The following is a 14,929-nucleotide window of genomic DNA, read 5'->3' as shown; positions in this document are numbered from 1 at the left end:
GGCTGATGGGTCAGGCGAGCGGGGGTTGGGACGTCCACGAAGGGAGCCGCGCATCCCTGGTGGAAACCCGCTATAGCCCCCGCGCCCATGCCGTCCGCCCCATTGCCTACCCGTCGCGAAGAGTTCCGAGCCCTCTGGAAGCTCGCCCTGCCCATCGCCATTGCCCAGGGGGGCCAGTCCCTCATGAGCTTCGTGGACACGGCGGTGGTGGGGCGGGCTGGCACTCAGGCCCTGGCGGCTGTGGGGCTGTCCTCCGCGGTGTTCTTCGCCCTCAGCAGCTTCGCCATCGGGATGATGCTGGGGGTGGATCCGCTGGTGTCCCAGGCCTTCGGGGCCCGGAACGCGCCGCGTGCGCGGGCGTTGCTGTGGCAGGGCAGCTACCTGGCCGTCATGGTGGGCAGCGTGCTGGCGGTGCCCCTGGTGGTGGTGCCGCGGATGCTGCCCGCCTTCGGGGTGGACTTCGCGGAGCTGCCCGAGGTGAGGGACTACCTCACGTGGCGGGCGCCCAGCCTGCCGCTGCTGCTGCTCTTCATCACCACGCGCGCCTATCTCCAGGCGACGGGGCGGCCGCGTGCCCTGGTGGTGTCCACGGTCGTCGCCAACCTGCTCAACCTGGGGGCGAACATCCTGTTCGTCTTCGGTGGAGAGGGGCTGCCGGCATGGTGCGGGCCGCTGCGCCTGGTGCCGGCGCTGGGGGTGAAGGGCGCGGCGATCGCGACGCTGCTGGCCTGCGCGGTGCAGTGGGGCATCGTCGCGTGGGCGGTGCGGCTGACGCAGACGCCCGCCGGGGGCACCTCCTGGGTGAAGCCGGTGCGCGCGGATCTGCTCCAGGCGCTGCGGGTGGGGATGCCCATCGGCCTGCACATCGCGGCCGAGGTGGGCGTCTTCTCGCTGGCGGGCGTGCTGGCGCGGTGGCTGGGCCCGGAGAGCATGAGCGCGCATCAGATCGCCATCTCCTACGGCAGCCTCTCTTTCGCCGTGGCGATGGGCATTGGCAACGCGGGCAGCGTGCGGGTGGGCTGGGCCGTGGGGGCGCGCAATACACCGCAGGCGCGGCTGAGCGGGCTGATGGCGTTTGCCTCGGGCGCGGGCTTCATGTCGCTGTGCGCGCTGGTGTACGCCGTGTTCCCCGAGACGCTGGCCCGCCTCATGGGGACGCCGCCCGAGGTGGTTCCGCTGGTGGTACCGGTGTTGGTGGTGTGCGCCTTCTTCCAGATCTCCGATGGCATCCAGGGCGTGGGCGCGGGCGTGCTGCGCGGGGCGGGGGAGACGCGCTTCACCTTCGTGGCCAACATGGTGGGGCACTACCTGGTGGGCCTGCCCGTGGCGCTGCTGCTGGGCTTCGGGTTGAAGCTCGGCGTGGTGGGCATCTGGTGGGGCCTGTGCGCGGGGCTCACCGCCGTGGCGCTCGCGCTCCTCTGGCGCTTCGAGCGCCGGAGCGCCGGCACCCTCGAGCCGCTGGAGACGTGAGGGGAAGACGCTCTAACCTCGCAGCATGAGAAGGCTTCGAGTGCTGGTGTTCGGGCTCCTGCTGCTGGCGGGGGCGGCGTCTGGTCCGGGTCAGGCGGCATCGCCCGCGTTGGCGGCCACGGTGGTGCAGGCCAGTGTGCTGTCCGCGGACTCCATCCGCTTCAAGCTGGTGACGTACCTGGCCCGTGGAGACATCGCTGGCGCCATCGTGATGTACGAGGCCCATACGGGCCAGGCGGCACCGGCCTGGTTGATGGACCTGCAGGTGGCGTACAGCGTCGCGAATCAGGCCGCCGGCAGGTGCCAGCAGGTGGCCCGCCTCATCCACACCGCGTTCGGCAAGCTGGGCCAGACGCCGCAATACATCGCGTTCAGGACCGATGAAACGAAGCCCTTCATGGTTTTCGAGCTCGTGAATGGAAAGAGTCCATCCGTCTCACACAATGCCTACCATGTGGCCGTTAGAGCCGGAGACCTGATCTACGATGCGTATACAGGACCGCTAGGGATGAAGCTTTCCGACTACCTTTCCCGGCTCCATGCGCAATACCCAGTGGTCTGGGAGGTGGTGGTCTCACCATGAATGAGGGAAACGCTCCAGAGGACCTGTCTCCTCGTCCCCATGTGTACATGCTCGACTTCCTGATGCGTCTGCGGCAGGAGAAGTCGAGGGGCCTGTTGCTGGAGATGGGCGACATCAATGTCACCCGGATGGCGGCCTTCGTTGCTGGCTATCTCTCCTGCCAGGACATCAATGGAATCAAGGATGAGGAGTACAGGCGCTTCTTTGTCTGGCTCCGCGACGTGAAGCACGAGTTCCCCGGGGAGGGCTGGGACGTGAAGTACCTGCACGACTGCGAGGGCGACCACGAGCGCGCCATCGGCAAGTTCCTCGACTTCGTCGCCGAGTTCGTCGCCCTGCGCGAGCGGGAGCGGCAGGGCGCCTGAGCCGTCTCCTCACCACGGCAGGTAGTGCTGGATCATCTCCCGCCACACCGGCCAGTCGTGCGTGCCTCCCCACCAGATGGCCAAGTGGTTGCTGATGTCCTTGGACCACAGCAGCTTCGAGAGGTTCTCGCTCGAGGGCCGGCAGAAGTCGTGCTCGCCCACCGCCAGCACCATCTCCACCCGCCGCAGCGCCGTCAGCTGCGCCGTGTCCGACACCCCCGGCAGCCACTGCATGCACGAGTGGTAGTACACGTTCTCGTCGTGGTGCCCGTCGAGGAAGTCCTCCGTCTCGAACTTGCCCCCCATCGACACCAGCCGCCGGAAGGTGTTCGGGTAGCGCAGCCCGATGTTGTACGTGTGGAAGCCTCCAAAGCTGCACCCGCCCAGCGTCAGCCGGCCCCCCGTGCTGCGCGACATCAGCAGCGGCACCACCTCGTGCAACAGGTACTGCTCGTAGGCCGCGTGCCTCGCCACCCGCTCGTGCGGAGGGATGGACGTGTTGAACCAGCTCTCCGCGTCCACCGAGTCCGCGCACACCACGACGTAGCGCCCCGCTTGGATCCGGTCCGCGATCGCCCCGATGAGCCCGAAGTCCTCCGCTTGATAGAAACGCCCCCTGCTGGTGGGCAACAGCAGCACCGGCTCACCCGAGTGCCCGAAGAGCAGCACCTCCATGTCCCGGCCCAGCCGGGAGCTGTACCAGCGGTGATATTCGCGATTCATACGCCCACCTTAACCACCGGCCTCGGGGCATGGGCGTACCGCCGCGGCCCGGTACCGGCGGGCCGCGCGACAGTGAACACCTGGGGGGCTTCCTAGAAGCGCAGCGTGGGGCCGAGCAGGATGCTGTGCAGCGGCTTGGCACACGCGTCGGAGGTGGGGCTCGCCGAGCTGTCCACCCGCACGTCGCACCACTGCCACGCCGTGGAGGCCGAGATGCCCAGGTGCTCGCCCAGCCACGTGTCCAACCCCAGCCGCAACGCCGTGCTCAGCCCGGCATGCAGCATCCGCCGCGGCGAGCCCAGGTCGTCCAGCGTCAGCGGCGTCGAGCGGCTCTGCGCCACCCTCAGCCCCACCCACGGGTTCACCCCGCCGTCCCGCAGGAAGCGCAGCCTCAGCTCCAGCCCCAGCGACTGGTAGTCCAGCTGCAACTGCTGCCCCTGGATGCTCGCGCCCCACGTCTCGGCGCCTTCTCCCACCACTCCCAGTGACAGCCCGAAGGGCGTCTCCGCCCCCACGTACACCTGCAACGCACCACCCTTGGCACGGATGCCCGAGGTATGGTCCAGCACGAAGCCGGTGCTGGCCGCGGCGTACCCCCGCCACCCCGCCGCTGCAGAGGTCCCCGCCCACAGCGCCAGAACCAGGCTTCCGAGACTCGCAACGTGTCGCATGCGGGGCGGAGTCTAGCGCAGACCCGCCCCATCAGGTCTACCCGTACGGTGTGTACGTTTCCCGGTGGGCGTTCGGCGGTGGACGCGGGCCGGGTAGAGTCCCGCTCCATGTCCCTCTCCTTCGACGCGGCCGCCCGCTCCGTGCGCGACGCCCTCTCCGACGCCGGCCAGGGCCTGGTGGAGCGCGAGGCCATGGTGGAACTGGTGGCGCTGTGCGCCGTGGCCGGTGAGCACCTGCTCGTCATCGGCCCCCCCGGCACCGCCAAGAGCGAGGCCGTGCGCCGCACCGCGCGGGCGCTCGGCGGTGGTTACTTCGAGTACCTCCTGGGCCGCTTCACCGAGCCCTCCGAGCTCTTCGGCCCGGTGGACCTGCGCAAGCTGCGCGAGGGCCTCGTGGAGACGGAGACGGCCGGCATGCTGCCCGAGGCCGAGGTGGCCTTCCTCGACGAGGTGTTCCTCGGCTCCACCGCCATCCTCAACACGCTGCTGGGCCTGCTCAACGAGCGCGTCTTCCGCCGCGGCCACACCCGCATGCGCTGCCCGCTGCGCGTGTGCGTGGGCGCCTCCAACGCCCTGCCCGAGGACGAGTCCCTCGCCGCCTTCGCCGACCGCTTCCTCGCCCGCACCTTCGTCGGGCCCGTGCCGGACCCGCGGCTGGAGGACCTGCTCGCCGGGGGCGCCTCGCTCTGGAAGGCCGAGGAGGCGCGCACCGCGTCCCTGGAGGCCGTGGATGTGCTTGCCCAGGCGGCGCGCGAGGCGGACCTCGGGCCGGTGCGCCCCCACCTGGCGCACGCGCTGCGCACGCTGCGGGGCGCGGGCATCGCCCTGAGCGACCGGCGCATGGTGAAGGCCCAACGGCTGGTGGCCGCCGCCGCCGCGCTCGCCGGGCGCTCCACGCCGGGCGTGGCCGACCTGTGGCCCCTCGTCTACGCCGTGCCCACCCAGGAGTCCCAGGCGCTCGCGCGCGACGTGCTGCGGGAGCTGCTCGCCCACTCGGAGAACCCCGCCCTGGCCGCCGCCGCCCTCGAGGCCAGCGCGGGGCCCCTGGCGCGGGCCCAGCGCATCGCCCAGGCCGGGCGCACCGTGCTCGCCGGACGGCCCGCGGCCGGTGACGCCGAAGCCCTCGCCTCCTGGCGGCTGAAGCTGGAGGGCGTGGCGCGCGAGATGGACGCGGGCTTCGCCCCCGAGGCCCTCCCCGAGGAGCTGCGCGCCGTGCGCGAGGAGCTTCGCGCGGCCCTGGCCATGGCGCCCCGGACCGAAGCGGCCTGACGGCCCATGCCGGCTGTTTCAGGGCAGCGCGGCCTTGCCCGCGAAGGCCTGGAGCCAGGCGTGCTCGTCGCGCGCACGGGGCCCGCAGGCTTCTTCATGCAGCGAGGCCAGCGGCCAGCGCTTGAAGCCCGAGCGCTTCAGCGCTTCCTCCCACCTCCCCAGCTCCACCCACAGGTCGATGCTCTCCATGCGCGTCGGGCTGTGCCCCGTCAGCTCGGAGCCGTACACCTGCAGCAGCAGTCCCCGCTCCAACTCCAGGCGCGAGTGCTGCTCACGCAGGCGGGCGCCTACCTCCCATAGGAGCCGACCCAGCCAGTGCCGGTCGTCCTCGTCCAGGTGGGCCGCGCTGGCCCGGGCGCGCCGCTGCAGCTCCTGGCCTAGCGAGACTCCCTGGGCCCAGGTGGCCAGCAGGAAGGCGTGGTGGCCGGGCAGCAGCAGCATGTCCTTCAGGGATTCGTGCATCTGCTGGAAGAAGTGCTCGCTGGCGGTTTGCTTCCACGCGAGGGTGACGAGCGGCTCGAGGGCCTCCAGGTCGCGGCGCTGGAAGAGGGCCTCGGGGGGACGCTCCGCCAGGAAGGCGCGCAGGGCGAGTTGCAGGGTGGGAGGCGCGGAGCCGGTGAGCTGATCGAGCCGCTCCTCCGCCAGGGGCAACAGTTGCTGGCGCGCCGGTGACAGCTCTTCGAGCACAAGCAGCCGCTCGCGCAGGGCCATGAGCAAGGGCACGGAGTCGCTGGCACGCACCTGGCCGGGCCCCCACTCCAGGAAGCCCTCCTGCCCCGGAATGACGGTCAGCAGCGGCAGCCCCTGGAGCGGCTGCTCGTCATTGATGAATACGAGTACATGGGCGTCCTCCAGCGGCTCGGGCAGCAGGGTGCTCTTGCTGAAATCCGGGCGCCCGAGGGCGTCCCAGGACTCGAAGAAGGCATGCCGCCAGTCCATGGACTGGGAGCGGCGCTCGGTGAGCTCCAGCAGCAGGCGCGCCTCCGGTGTGTGCGTCACCTCGGGCCACATCAGGTCTCGCTGCATCGCATCCAGCGAGCCGTGCTCCAGGTAGAGGCAGGCACGCATCAGCCGGGCTGGTGCATTGGGTTTGCGGATGGGGGGTTGGAGCCAGTTGTCCAACTCTACGTAGGCCCCCCGGTGGCCGGCCAAGCACATCCAGGTGGTCCGCTGCGAGGGGCGCTCATCACCGGCGCTCGCCTCGCGTTCGCCGAGCCAATCCAGCGCGGCCCATCCACCGCCCGCGGCGACGGGCACCAGCCCCAGGGCCCACCGCAACAGCCGGCGGCGAGGCCAGCGCTTGTCCGCCCCTCCCGCTACCATGGCGGGCTGCTCGCTTCCGGGTTCCGCCCCGCCGTCCTCGCTCTTCTGCATGATGACCTTCAGGGTAGCCTCCATGCTTCATACCGCAAGAAATGGGTCCATGTGGCTGCTCGTGCTCATGGCCGTGCTCCAGGCGGGGTGTCTGTCGGAGTTGGATGAGGCCGCGCTCGGCGTGGAGTGCGGTCCACGGGACCTGACCCCGGAGTGCTGTCTCAAGAAGAATCCCGGCCAGTGGGAGCGCTGCACCGGCTCGTCCGAGATGGCGCGGGCCGTGGGGGAGACCTCTCTGCTGGTGAAGGTCACCGCCGTTGGCATGGTGGTGGTGATGGCGGCGCAGACCGTGCACATCGGCTCCGCCGAGCGCCGGGGCGTGGAACTGGCGACGGATCTGCGCAAGAAGGTCGAAGAGGAGATCGTGCGGTGCGTGCGCCGGGCGGAGCAGGAGGTCAACGACTACCACTTCGATGGGAAGAGCCCGACGTTGAAGCAGTGCCAGGAGGTGAAGGTGGGGGAGCGCACGACGTGGGCCGCCTACCTGGGGCTCTTCAAACACGAGATGGCATGGCCCTGCCTGCGCGAGGCGCTGGACAAGCTGGTGACGAACAAAGGGTACCTGCTCCACGCCCGTTTCTACGTCGACCCGACGACGGGACAGTGGAAGCACATGACCCAGGACATGATGAGCCAGATCGTGACGCACCAGGGCTGGTCGGGTCTGCGCGGAACCATCGAGCCGGACATCGTCCTCCTGGACGCGAACGGCGTCGTCATCCACGTGTACGATCTCAAGTTCCCGTGCCCGGAGACGAATGGGGCCGGTTGGGGCCACTACAAGGATGGAAGATGGAAGGATTGGTCACAGGAAGAGGTCTATAGAAAAGCCCTCGAAGTGATACCCAGGCTTGCTTCTCCACGGGATGGAGTCATACGGGAGAATGAATAAGAGCAGAGGCCGCTCATGCGCTATCCAAGATTGCGATACTACGACAAGGACGGTGGGTTGGGCGCAAGTGATGCGTTGCTGATGTGCTTCTACATTGCTCATCCCAACGAGCGGATCGCCCCCGCCGTCATCCGTGCCGTGGAGCTCTTCCGGGAAAAGATACAACCCTATCAGCTCGTCCGGAATGACACGGGTGATGGGCAGATCGAGCCGCTCGATGAAGCTTCCTGGGAAAGAACCCGCCGCAACACCCTGGAGGCGGAGCCTGGCGGGAGCGGGTCCTTGAGGTTGTTGGGTAGAACCCGTCGAGTGGATGACCTCCTCGTGGACTACCGCGGACTGTCACCTGTTCCCCTGCCCTGGCCCGAGCGGAAGGACGACGTGTGCGTCCTGTATCTGCGCCTGCCCACGGAGTACCTGGAGGAGCGGGGGCCGGAGCACGTCCATGCGCTCGCCCTCGAGCTGGCAGCGGAGCTTCCGTTCTCCTCGGGGTACGTGGACTTCGTCCTCTGCGCGTCCCTTCTTCATGAGGTCGCGGCCCTCGAGCTCATCCGCCCGCGCTACCCGGGCGTGCACCTCGCTTCGAGCGGGGCCACCATGTACGTGGGCACTCGCGTCGAGGGCGTGCACTGGATGAACTTCCTCGGGCAGCCGGTGCTCGGCGAGCTCGGCGGGGTGTCCGCCCTGCGCGAGCGTCTGGCGCTCCCGGGCCTCTCCCTCGAGGAGATGAGCGGAGAGCGGGTGCTCATCACCCTGGGAGTGCGGCCGGAGGTGGGAGAGGTGGAGGCGGACCAGCGGCTCGCTCCGCACCGCGCGCTCGCCCGGATTCTCGAGCCCTGCCTCTATCAGAGAAAATCCATGTTCGGCCGCCCCGTCCCCGAGGCGCTGCTGCGCTGGGACCGCCGCTTCCTGGAGTGACGGGCCCCACCCGGAAGAACCCGCGCCACCGGGTGAGGTAGGCTGGCCCTCGTGGTGAGCCCGTCGAGCCCAGACCCGCGCTTCTCTCCCTCCTGGAGCCCTCGGAGCTCGCCGCTGCCCGCGCTCGCGGTGGCGGGCGTGGGGCCGGTGGCGCTCGCCCTCGCGCGGCGGGTGCTGGAGGCCGAGGACACCGCGCTCGCCCGGTGGAGCGGTGTGGCCGGGCCTGGCGTGCTGGTGCTGCTCGGCGACACCGAGTCCCTGCCCTGGGTGGAGGGCGTCGTCTACCTCGGGCGCGACGCGGCGGCCCCCTCGCTGCTGCTGCCCTGCACGCTCGCTCCGGACGTGGCTCCCTCTCTGCTCGAGCGCGCGCTCATCACCCGGGCCCAGGCGGGCACGCCGCTCGCCGTCCTGCCCCGCACGGCCCACCTCGTGCCCGTGGGCGCCGCGCGTCCCCTCTCCCGCGACACCGTGCGCACCTGGCTCGCCAGACAGGAGGGCCCATGAGCGCCCTGCCCGAGGCCCTGCGTCCCTGGGCCGCGCAGCTGTCCCTCTTCCCGGAGGACCTGGCGCTCAGTTTGGGAGCCCACGTGGCGCGGCTGGCCGCGGCGCTCGGCCCGATGCGCGCGCGCAACGAGGTGGAGGGCGGCGAGCCCCACGGCTACGACGGCCTCACCCGCCGCGGCTCGCCCGAGCGGCTGCTCATGAGCGAGTGGTTGATGGCCCTGGAGGCCCCGGACGAGTTCGTGCGCCGCGCCGCCTTCGGCGAGCAGGCCTTCCTCCGGCCCGCCTTCCGCCAGCCGCAGGGGGGACGCCGCACCGTGGCCCTGCTCGACGCCGGGCCGGACCAGCTCGGCTCGCCCCGCATCGCGCACCTGGCGCTGCTGGTGGTGCTCGCCCGGCGCGCCGAGGCCGCGGGCGCGTCCTTCGCCTGGGGCGTGCTCCAGTCTCCCCAGCAGCGGCCCTTCACCACCGTGGATGCCGCCGCCCTCGGCCAGTGGCTGAAGGCTGGCAGTGTCGCGCCTCCCCAGCAGGCCCAGCTCGCCGCGTGGCGCGAGGCGCTCGCGCTGGGGCGTGCCCCCGAGGACGTGTGGCTGGTGGGCGGTGCGCGGCTGGCGCGGTTGCCAGGGGCCGAGGGCCTGTCCCGCGTGGCCGTGGACGAGGTGTTGGCTCCCGGTGCCCGGCAGCTCTCGGTGGAGGTGCGGCCCGCGTCCCGCCCGCCGCGCCAGGTGGTGCTGGAGCTGCCCCCCGCCAACCAGTGCGTGCGGCTGCTGCGCGATCCCTTCGTCACCGCCGTCGCCGCTCCCGTGCTGGACGTGGGCACCGGCCCCGTGCGCTCCATCCACTTCTCCGCGGACGGCCTGCGGCTGATGGTGGCGTATGCGGATGGCAGCGTCGCGGCGCAGGTGCTGCCCCTCTCCCCACGCGACACGGTGCCCAAACCCAAGCGCTTCCTTCCCCCGGGGGGCGGGAGGGTGGTGGCCATGGGCTGGCGCCGCTCCGGCGGGCTGCTCGTGGTGACGTGGCACAAGGCCATGGCCGCCCTGCGCGTGCATGGCGCCCTGCGCGGGCACCCCGCCGGCTTGACCATTCCCCACGGCGCCTGGCCCACGGCACTCGAGCTGCCGCTGGCCGTCGGGCACCCGGTGCTGGCCTTGTCCATGGTGCGCGAGGGCCAGGAGCTTCCCCTCGTGCTGGACAACACGCGCACGCTCCACCCGCTCGCCTCGGAGGAGCGCCCGAGCCCGCCCCTCCTCTTCGGGGTGAGCGCGCTCGTCGAGCGCCGCGGCGGCCTCTTCTTCGTGGACCGGGACCGCGAGGAGGACCGCGCCACGGCGGCGCCGCGCACCGGGTACCTCATGCCCAAGGCCTTCGATGGAAGGACGCAGACGCTGCCCGTCGAGGGGACCGGCGTGGCGTACTTCGGCCCTGCGAAGGACTCCTCCCGGCAGACCCCCGGGCCTCCGCTCGCGGTCCGCCACCGGCCGGGCCAGTGGTGGGTGGCGCGGGACCACTCCAATGAGCAGGAGTCGGCGATGGTGTCCGTCGCCGAGGGGCTGCGCGTGGTGGGGGTGTACTGCTGGCCCCTGGACAGGCCGTGGCTGGGATTGGTGGTGCTCGGAGCGGACGAGCGCACCTTCTACCGGTTGACCCCAGATGGGGCCTCCGAGTTCCTGGTGACGGCGCCGGCCCGCGTCGTCTCCAGCGCGGTCAGCCCCGCCATGCCCCTGCTGGTCTGGCTGACGGAGACGGGGGAGGTGGGCGCTTGGAGCTTCCAGCACCAGGCCCTCGTCTACCGCGCCGTGCCGGGAGGACAGCCATGAGAATCGCGCACTCGCCGCGGCCTCGCGCCCATGTCCACCGGGGCTCCGTGGAGGTGGTGGCGCTCTGGTTCGACCCCACGCTGCCGGGCGAGGCCGAGGCACGTCGGCGCGTGCTGGCCGCGTGGACACCGGGAGCGGCCGTGTACGCGCTCGCGGGCGGCTTCCTGCTGCGGTTGCCCGCCCCGTGCCGGATGGAGTGCGCCGCGGCGCCGGGCCTGCCCTTCACCCTGGAGGAGGGCGTGCTGCTCTCCGCGCCCCTCTTGCCCTCCGAGCGTGAGCGGCTCGCCCCCACCTCGGGCAGTGCCGTGCTGGTGCGCGCGGGGATCGCACAGGTGCATCCACTCGAGCCCTCGCGGCGGGTGGAGGTGTCGGCGTGGCTCGACGTGTCCGGCTGGGACGTGGTGCCCGTGGAGAGCCTGGGCGCGCCTCCTCCTCCCGTGGCCACGCTCGTGCCCGTCGAGGCGCCCCCGCGCGCCCGCTTCGGCGTAGGACCTCCCGCCCCCGAGGCCGAGGTGATGCGGGCACGCATGGAGGGCCGGCCCGAGCCGCAACTCCCGCGCGCTCCGGGGCTGCTCGACCGGCTCCGGGCCTGGTGGCGCGGAGCGCCTCGGCGGCCTGGCGAGGCGACCGTGAACGCGGGGAACGCGGCGCGTGCTCCGGGGCTGCTCGACCGGCTCCTGGACTGGTGGCGCGAGAGCGGGAGCACGGGCACGGGCACGGCCCTTCCCTCACCACCGCCTCCTCCACCACAAGGTCCGGGACTGTTCTCCCGGCTGCTCGAGTGGCTCGCCACCTCCACGCCGCTGGGCCCGCTGCTGGGCCAGCGCAAGGCGGAGTACGTCCGGCGGCTCTTCGAGCTCTTCGACGAGGGCAACCTCCAGGAGGCGCTGCGCTACGCCATCCCGCTGGACCACGGCGCGCCGTCGGAGCAGGCACGCCTCTCGCTCGGGCTGCCGGGCCCCCGGGAGCGGCTCACCATCCAACCGCGCCAGGGCGGAGCGGCGAGCATCTTCGGCGGCGGCGCGGAGGTCTACGAGGCGCTGCGCGAGCGCTACCGCGAGGCCTTCCGGAAGCTGGAGCGCGAGGGCCGCATCGAGGAGGCGGCCTTCGTGCTCGCCGAGCTGCTGCATGAGGACGAGGAGGCCGTCTCCTTCCTGGAGCGGCACGGGCGGCTGCGGCTGGCGGCGGAGCTGGCCGAGGGGCGCAAGCTGGCGCCGGCGCTGGTGGTGCGGCAGTGGGTGCTGGCCCGGGACGTGGCGCGGGCGGTGGACATCGCCCGGAGCACGGGGGCCTTCGCGGACGCGGTGTTGCGGCTGGAGCGCACGCACCCGGCCGAGGCCCGTGTCCTGCGGGTGCTCTGGGGCGAGGTGCTCGCGCAGGCGGGAGACTACGCGCGCGCGGTGTATGCGGTGTGGCAGGTGGAGGAGGCGCGGCGGCTCACCGAGACGTGGCTCGAGCGGGGCGTGGAGGTGGGCGGTGTCAGCGGGGCGCGGCTGCTGGCGCGCATGCTGCTGTCCTTCTCCGAGCGCTTCGACACGTTCCGGGCGCGGGCGCTCGCGCTGCTCGACTCCGACGATGCCGAGGGGGCTCCGGCGCGGCAGGCCTTCACCGAGGTGGTGGTGCGCGACGTGGAGCGGGACAAGAAGGGAAGGGAGCCGGGTCCCACGCTCCTGCGTCCCGCCGTGCGCGCGTTGCTGCGGGACCGTGCGGCCGGTCACGTGTCGGTGACGCCCCGCGAGCTGGAGCGCCTGGTGCAGCTGACGGGAGACACGGTGCTGCGGGCGGACCTGCCCCCCTTGCCGCAGCTCCCCGAGCGCCAGGGCTTCCCGGCCGGGGGCACTCCGGCCGTCCATGCCTTCGACGTCGGAGAGGGAGGGCCCTGGACGATTCACGACGCGGTGCCCCTGTCCGGAGGGCGGATGTTGGTGGCGCTCGGCGAGGCGGGGGCCCGGCTGGTGACGAAGGAGGGCCGGTGCGTGGCGCACTTCGACGTGCCCGCCTTCTCGCTGGTGCTCTCGGTGCACGAGGACCGGGCGTTGGCGCTCGCGCCGCGCGGGGCGGTGAAGCGCCTCTCGCGGTTGGACCTCACCTGGCGCCGGGCCGAGCCGTGGTGTGACACGCGCGTGGACGCCTTCGCCCCGGTGTACGACGGGAGCCTGTGGTTCCTCGCGGTGGAGGACACGGTGATGGCGGTGGATGCGCTCGCCGCGGAGCCGCGTGCCCTGTGGCGGGTGCCCCAGTTGGGCGGGCAGGTGCTGGCGGTGGCGGTGGGCCCCGCCGAGCTGAGCTTCGCCACGCTCACCGCGGAGGCGGAGATCGAGCGGTGGACCTACTCGCTGCCGGACCCCACGTTGCGCTCGCGCCAGATGTTGCCCGGCGGGAAGGTGGAGGAGGTGCGGCGGCTGTCGTTGCGGATGGACGGGGAGCTGGCGGTGCTCGCGCCGGACGGAATGCGCTGGTTCGGCCCGCACGTGCGCTCGGAGCTGATGCCCAGGATTCCCGAGGCGGAGCTGGGCGGGCTGGTGCTCGGCGGGGCCTGGTTCGCGTCGCTGAGGCACACGCCCTCGGGACAGTGGGTGCAACTGCACGAGCGCAAGCAGGGCACGGTGCGCGCGCAGTTCCTCTTCGAGGGGACCCACCCCGTCTCCGTGCGCTTCCTGGGCGGGGACCTGCTCCTCTTCGACGCGGTGGGCCGGCTGGCCCGGGTGGACCTGACGCGCGGCGAGGTGCGGCGGGTGGTGCTGCGCTGAGCCGGAGTGCGCCGGTCCTCCCACCTCCTCGTGCCCAACAGCTGACAGATGAGGGGCTCTCGGGCGGATTCCGCGGGAGCCGTTTCTTGCCGCCCGAGAACCCCATGGCCAGCTTGCGGCCATGGCCCTTCAGTTCACACTGTCGCAGCAGGTGGCGCGCCTTCTGTCGGGCTGTCCCTCGACCGTGAGGGGGCGTGTCATGCGCGAGCTGTCCCAGCGCCTCACCGCTTCCCGGCCGCCCCCGCGCAACGGGCTGGAGGTGGGCGTGCTGCGCCTGTCCTCCGGCTTCCAGGTCAGCTACCGGCTGGACCGGGAGCAGCAGCGGGTGGAGATGCTCGACCTGGCCGGCGCCCCCGGCTAGCGACGCCGCGTCGCCTCCTCCAGGAAGGACTGGAGCGCGTTCAAATCCACCGGCTTGGGCACAGCGCCGAGGATGCCCTCGGGCAGCCCGTGCGCATCCCCCGCGCCCGACACCACCACCACCGGCAGCGAGCGCAGCGCGGGGTCCTCGCGCACGTGGCGCATCAGCTCCCAGCCGCTCATCACCGGCATCATCAAATCCAGCACCATCACCGCGGGCGGTGACGCACCCCGCAGCCGCTCGAGTGCCTCCAGGCCGTGGCCCGCCACCTCCACCTCGTAGCCGAGCGCTTCGAGGAACTCGGCGAGCAACTCCCGGCTGTCCGCATGGTCCTCCACGACGAGGACGCGGTTCCGCACTTCGCTCATTGTCCTCCTGGCCTTCCCTCTTGGCGGGCCATAGCACGAGCGCCTCACGAGGGCCGGAAAGACGCTTGCGCCGGGCCGCGCCAAGGGTTGGCTCCTGGACCGATGGGGGACTCCGGAGGGCCTGGAAAACCGCCCGGCGTGGTGGGTTGGGCCCCAATCGTTCGACGTGGGACATCCCGGGTTCCGGACGGAGGCAAGAACCAGGTCCCATGCCGGTAACAGGATGTGAATGGTCATCTCCTCACCTTTTGGCTCCAGCGGGGGGGACGACCTGATGCGTTCGGTTCACCTCTGGAACCACCCCCCGGGGGACGCATGAAGCGGGGTGTCCCGCCCTCGTGCTCCAGCGAGCACTATTAGGGTCCCAGGTTTTCGCGACTACCCATCCTGTCCTGTCGCGCCTGCCTCTCCGGCTCTAAGCAGGGTGGCCTGATGGGTCGCCTCCGCGAGAGTCAGAGAACCACCATGGGACAACCGTCGACCGGCAAACTGGCAGCGAACGTGGGCGAGATCGCCCGCGAGGCGCGGGTGCGCGCGGGGCTGACGCAGGCCGACGTGGCGGAGCGGGTAGGGCTGGCGACGGAGGTGTACGGGCGGCTGGAGCGCGGGCGGATGTTGCCCAGCGTGCCCTCGTTGCGGCGGCTGTGCATCGCGCTGCGGACGCCCTCGGACACCTTCCTGGGCCTCAACACGGGCGAGGTGGCCACCTGGGTGGCCGAGTCCTCTCCGCCCGAGTACGAGGAGGTGCCCGAGCTGCGCCGCCTCATGCGCACCCTGCGCAAGCTGGACGCCGGGCAGCTCAAGCTGATTGGCCTCGTGGCCGCGGCGCTGCAGAAACGTTAAGCCCTGAAGCCCTGGCGGGCA

General features: G+C 71.6%; 15 protein-coding genes. 11 read left to right on the top strand and 4 right to left on the bottom strand.

The genetic code is table 11. The annotated features are described in order from the left end of the window. Positions 1-87 precede the first annotated feature (87 nt). The 3 genes from NR798_RS43980 to NR798_RS43970 are packed head-to-tail and all read left to right on the top strand — an operon-like array spanning position 88 to position 2,418. A complete protein-coding gene (locus NR798_RS43980; protein WP_375768601.1) occupies positions 88-1,470 on the top strand; it encodes an MATE family efflux transporter in 1,383 nt (460 codons plus the stop codon). A gap of 25 nt (positions 1,471-1,495) precedes the next feature. Continuing rightward, positions 1,496-2,053 carry a hypothetical protein gene (locus NR798_RS43975; RefSeq protein WP_375768600.1) on the top strand — a complete coding sequence of 186 codons (558 nt, stop codon included), beginning with the start codon at positions 1,496-1,498 and terminating at the stop codon, positions 2,051-2,053. Further along, positions 2,050-2,418, top strand: a complete 369-nt coding sequence (locus tag NR798_RS43970) for a hypothetical protein (RefSeq protein WP_375768599.1) — start codon at positions 2,050-2,052, stop codon at positions 2,416-2,418. Before NR798_RS43975 ends, NR798_RS43970 begins: the two co-directional genes overlap by 4 nt. Positions 2,419-2,427: 9 nt before the next feature. Here NR798_RS43970 and NR798_RS43965 read toward each other — a convergent pair whose 3' ends face one another. Together NR798_RS43965 and NR798_RS43960 are read right to left on the bottom strand one after the other, a co-directional pair. Beyond that, positions 2,428-3,141: an esterase family protein gene (locus NR798_RS43965; protein WP_375768598.1), complete on the bottom strand. Its 714-nt coding sequence runs from the start codon at positions 3,139-3,141 to the stop codon at positions 2,428-2,430. Positions 3,142-3,233: 92 nt separating this feature from the next. Further along, complete coding sequence (locus NR798_RS43960; RefSeq protein ID WP_375768597.1) at positions 3,234-3,812, bottom strand: hypothetical protein; 579 nt, start codon at positions 3,810-3,812, stop codon at positions 3,234-3,236. Between the two features lie 108 nt (positions 3,813-3,920). Between NR798_RS43960 and NR798_RS43955 the strand changes: the two genes are divergently transcribed. Further along, positions 3,921-5,081, top strand: a complete 1,161-nt coding sequence (locus NR798_RS43955) for an AAA family ATPase (RefSeq protein ID WP_375768596.1) — start codon at positions 3,921-3,923, stop codon at positions 5,079-5,081. 18 nt (positions 5,082-5,099) lie between these two features. Here the strand turns inward: NR798_RS43955 and NR798_RS43950 are convergent, their stop codons facing one another. Further along, entirely contained in the window at positions 5,100-6,479 is a 1,380-nt protein-coding gene (locus NR798_RS43950; RefSeq protein WP_375768595.1) for a hypothetical protein, read from the bottom strand. A gap of 25 nt (positions 6,480-6,504) precedes the next feature. Between NR798_RS43950 and NR798_RS43945 the strand changes: the two genes are divergently transcribed. From NR798_RS43945 to NR798_RS43920, 6 genes are all read left to right on the top strand, one after another. Next, complete coding sequence (locus NR798_RS43945; RefSeq protein ID WP_375768594.1) at positions 6,505-7,347, top strand: hypothetical protein; 843 nt, start codon at positions 6,505-6,507, stop codon at positions 7,345-7,347. Between the two features lie 15 nt (positions 7,348-7,362). Then, entirely contained in the window at positions 7,363-8,265 is a 903-nt protein-coding gene (locus tag NR798_RS43940; protein ID WP_375768593.1) for a type VI immunity family protein, read from the top strand. Positions 8,266-8,319: 54 nt separating this feature from the next. Continuing rightward, a complete protein-coding gene (locus NR798_RS43935) occupies positions 8,320-8,769 on the top strand; it encodes a hypothetical protein (RefSeq protein ID WP_375768592.1) in 450 nt (149 codons plus the stop codon). Then, positions 8,766-10,586: a hypothetical protein gene (locus tag NR798_RS43930; protein ID WP_375768591.1), complete on the top strand. Its 1,821-nt coding sequence runs from the start codon at positions 8,766-8,768 to the stop codon at positions 10,584-10,586. Before NR798_RS43935 ends, NR798_RS43930 begins: the two co-directional genes overlap by 4 nt. Continuing rightward, entirely contained in the window at positions 10,583-13,336 is a 2,754-nt protein-coding gene (locus tag NR798_RS43925; protein ID WP_375768590.1) for a bpX6 domain-containing protein, read from the top strand. The genes NR798_RS43930 and NR798_RS43925 overlap by 4 nt, the downstream gene beginning before the upstream one ends. Before the next feature lie 199 nt (positions 13,337-13,535). After that, positions 13,536-13,697, top strand: coding sequence for a hypothetical protein (locus NR798_RS43920; RefSeq protein ID WP_375768589.1), 162 nt, complete (start codon positions 13,536-13,538; stop codon positions 13,695-13,697). Here the strand turns inward: NR798_RS43920 and NR798_RS43915 are convergent. Beyond that, complete coding sequence (locus NR798_RS43915) at positions 13,694-14,065, bottom strand: response regulator (RefSeq protein ID WP_375768588.1); 372 nt, start codon at positions 14,063-14,065, stop codon at positions 13,694-13,696. The genes NR798_RS43920 and NR798_RS43915 overlap by 4 nt on opposite strands. A gap of 465 nt (positions 14,066-14,530) precedes the next feature. Here NR798_RS43915 and NR798_RS43910 point away from each other — a divergent pair, with 465 nt between their 5' ends. After that, positions 14,531-14,908: a multiprotein-bridging factor 1 family protein gene (locus NR798_RS43910; protein ID WP_375768587.1), complete on the top strand. Its 378-nt coding sequence runs from the start codon at positions 14,531-14,533 to the stop codon at positions 14,906-14,908. Positions 14,909-14,929: the final 21 nt, after the last annotated feature.

This window comes from Archangium gephyra (assembly GCF_042230915.1).
GTDB classification, from domain to species: Bacteria; Myxococcota; Myxococcia; order Myxococcales; family Myxococcaceae; genus Archangium; species Archangium gephyra_B.
This window is presented reverse-complemented; position numbering and strand designations above follow the sequence as displayed.